This window comes from Nitrospira sp. BLG_2 (assembly GCF_049222245.1).
Genome location: NZ_JBLYIG010000622.1, coordinates 1 through 3,576 on the forward strand (window position 1 = coordinate 1; position 3,576 = coordinate 3,576).

Consider the following 3,576-nt stretch of genomic DNA (forward strand, 5'->3'; position numbering starts at 1 on the left):
ACTCAATGGATTTTCCTGAAGCTCTTCGAACGAGGATTGGCCTACGTGGCGGAAGTTCCTGTGAACTGGTGTCCGGCGCTCGACACGGTATTGGCGAATGAGGAAATCATAGACGGCAAGAGCGAAGTCGGCGGTTTCGACGTGATCCGCAAGCCGATGCGGCAATGGGTGCTCAAGATCACCGCCTACGCCGATCGATTGCTTGAGGACTTGACACTCGTCGACTGGCCCGCCAGCACGCTGGAGATGCAAAAAAACTGGATCGGGCGATCGATCGGCGCGGAAGTTGATTTTTCACTGGCCGATCGAAAGGGCGTGATTCGAGTGTTCACAACCAGACCGGACACGCTGTTCGGCGCGACGTACATGGTCTTGGCGCCTGAACACCCGCTTGTCGACGTGGTCGCGAGCGAGGAGCAAAAAGCTGCGGTCCAGGCCTATCGTGAAACGGCGGCGAAGAAGAGCGATTTGCAACGGCAAGAGCTCGATAAGGAGAAGACCGGAGTCTTCACCGGCGGCTATGCGATGAATCCGGTGAATGGCGAACGATTGCCGATCTGGATTGCCGATTATGTGCTGATGAGTTACGGGACCGGCGCGATCATGGCCGTGCCGGCGCACGACGAACGAGACTGGGCGTTCGCGCGCCAGTATCACCTCACTATTCGAGAAGTGATTGCCGGCGGAAATATCCACGAGGCGGCGTTCACGGACATAGATCGAGGGACGGTCGTGAATTCCGCGACCGCTGATGGCAGCTTTTCGATCAATGGTCTCGTTCCGTCTGAAGCGATTCCACACATTACTGAATGGCTCGCGAAGCAAGGCAAGGGTACCAGGGCAGTCAACTACAAACTCCGCGATTGGCTTTTTGCCAGACAGCGGTATTGGGGGGAACCCTTTCCCATCGTGTGGGTCGATGGAGAAGCGCGTCCGCTTTCGGAGGAGCAGCTGCCTCTCGTCTTGCCGGAAACCGCCAGCTTTAAACCGTCCGGGACGGGCGAGAGTCCGTTGGCCAACTTGGATTCGTGGCTGGCGACGGTCGATCCTGCCACGGGTAAGCCGGCTCGGCGAGAAACCAATACGATGCCCCAGTGGGCCGGCTCTTGCTGGTACTATCTGAGATTCATCGATCCCACGAACTCAACACAGCTTGTCGGCCCGTCAAAAGAGCGCTATTGGATGCCTGTGGACCTGTATATCGGGGGCAGCGAGCATGCCGTTCTGCATCTCCTGTATGCTCGGTTCTGGCATAAAGTCCTGTTCGACATCGGTGTGACGAGCGCTCCCGAGCCATTTCTGAAGTTGGTGCATCAGGGCATCGTCTTGGGAGAAGACAATCAGAAGATGTCGAAATCGCGCGGCAACGTCGTCAATCCGGATGAGATGATCGATCAGTTCGGCGCGGACGCCGTCCGGCTCTATGAAATGTTTATGGGACCACTCGAGGCGATGAAGCCTTGGAGCACCAGGGGCGTGGAAGGGGTGACCCGTTTCTTGGAGCGAGTCTGGCGCCTGATGGTCGATGAGCAAGGCCGACTGTCGACCGCCGTCGTGTCGACCACACCGAGCCTCGACCAACAGCGCCTGCTGCATCAGACGATCAAAAAGGTCACGGAAGACATCGAAGCCCTCCGATTCAATACGGCCATCTCGCAGATGATGATCTTCACCAACGAAATGACGAAGGCTCGGCAACGATCTCGATCTGTGATCGAGCCGTTTGTCTTGCTGCTTTCGCCGTTCGCCCCGCATGTCGCCGAGGAGCTCTGGTCGTTGCTGGAACGCCAGCCAAGTGTGTCACAGCAGTCTTGGCCGATCTTCGATCCGTCAATGACCGTGAGCGAACGTATGACCATTCCCATTCAGGTCAATGGGAAGCTCAGGGCCAAACTCGATGTCGCCGTCGACACATCACGCGATACCATCGAACGGCTGGCCCGCACAGAGACGGCGGAATGGCTCCAAGATAAAGAGCCCAAAAAGGTGATCTACGTCGACAAAAAGTTGATCAACTTTGTGATCTAAGGAGTGCCGAGTGTGGAGTGTTGAGTCTGCTGCCTGCAGGAATCAAGAGGGAAGAGGGTCATTCTTTATTCTCGGCACTCTCGTCCCGGCACTCATCGCTTCGACGCTGACCGCCTGTGGCTACCAATTCCGAGTGGAGGGAGCGGGCCCGACCATAGGAGGAGCTCCCACGACTTCTTCCCAAGAGCCGCCGCCACGTCTCGTCATCCGGACATTGATCAACGGTAGTTTTGAGCCGAACATCGAAACGCGATACACCAACTACCTCCGCGAAGAATTTTCCACCGGCAGCGGCGCGCAAGTCGTCCCTGAGTCCGAAGCGGCCGATCTTGTGCTGACCGGGCAAATCCTTTCGGTGATCGTGCCGACGCTCAGCTTTTCGTCGACGACAACGTTGGAAAGCAGAACCGAGGTGGTCGTCTTGGCGCGAGTTGAAGATGTTCGGTCAAGAAAAGTGGTCTGGAGCCAGGTCGTCAAAGGGGCGTCCGAATTCTTCATTACGCCCGATCTCCAGTTTAATCGCGCGCTGCAGAATCGGGCAATTGAACAGGCGGGTCGCTTTGTGGCGGCCGACCTGGCGGCGCGTTTTCTATTACAGCTCGAAACGGGCGCCCTCACGAAGCACGCGTCCGCCCCCACTCCCGTATCTCACTAGCATCGAAGGTCTCGACCAATGGCATCTGTCGTGAGTCATGTGCAGCTTGAGTCGGCGTTGAAACAGCAGGGACCCGGATCTCTGTATGTCATCGTAGGAGAGGATGACCTTTTACGGGATTCTGCGCTCGCCGCCATCAAGCGCGCAGCCGTCGGCAGTGAAGGGGACGAATTCAATTACGAACTGTTCTATGGAGATGAAGCCAGCGGAAGCGATATTCGGAACAGTGCGGCGGCTGTGCCGGTCTTCGCGGAGCGACGTTTGGTGGTGGTGAAGGCGGCGGAGAAACTGACCGCTCGGGAAAGCGAGATCCTCCTCGACTGTGTGAACAATCCGGTGGAATCCACGACGCTGGTGTTCATGAGCCCGAAGCTGGACGGTCGACTGAAGTTTTCCCAGGCCCTCACACGAGCGGGGATCATGGTCGATTGTTCACCACTCCGCGACGCTCAGCTGCCTGCTTGGATCACCCGTGAAGCAGAACGGGTCGGACTTCGTTTGGAAGAAGCGGCGGCTCACGAGCTGCAGGAGTCGTGTGGCGCGTCACTCTATGGCCTTCGCAGGGAATTGGAGAAGCTGGCCTCGTATGTACCGCCCGATCGTTCTGTCACCGCCGCCGATGTCCATTTGCTGCGCGGCATGGATCCCGGCGCCTCGGTCTTTGATTTAACCCTCGCCATCGCGGAGGGCCGTCGGGGACGAGCCCTTTCCATTCTGGCGCGCAACCTTGAAGCAGGAGAAGCCCCGCTTCGGATCCTCGGCTCTCTCGCATGGCAGTATCGCCGCCTCTGGAAAGCCAAAGCCTCTCTGGCCAATGGCGGTCGTGAAGGGGAGGTGGCCAGAAGCTTGCGCATGGACCCCTGGAAGGTCCGATCTTTCCTCGATCGGTTTTC

General features: G+C 58.0%; 3 protein-coding genes. All 3 read left to right on the forward strand.

Annotated elements, in window-relative coordinates; all coding sequences use genetic code 11:
- Window positions 1-2,028, forward strand: a 2,028-nt coding sequence (leuS, locus tag ACOSYY_RS16495; protein WP_421663827.1) for a leucine--tRNA ligase, incomplete at its 5' end; no start/stop codon positions are given.
- Window positions 2,029-2,038: 10 nt separating this feature from the next.
- Window positions 2,039-2,683, forward strand: a complete 645-nt coding sequence (lptE, locus tag ACOSYY_RS16500) for an LPS assembly lipoprotein LptE (protein ID WP_421663829.1) — start codon at window positions 2,039-2,041, stop codon at window positions 2,681-2,683.
- Window positions 2,684-2,701: 18 nt separating this feature from the next.
- A partial coding sequence (holA, locus tag ACOSYY_RS16505; RefSeq protein WP_421663831.1) for a DNA polymerase III subunit delta occupies window positions 2,702-3,576 on the forward strand: 875 nt, incomplete at its 3' end.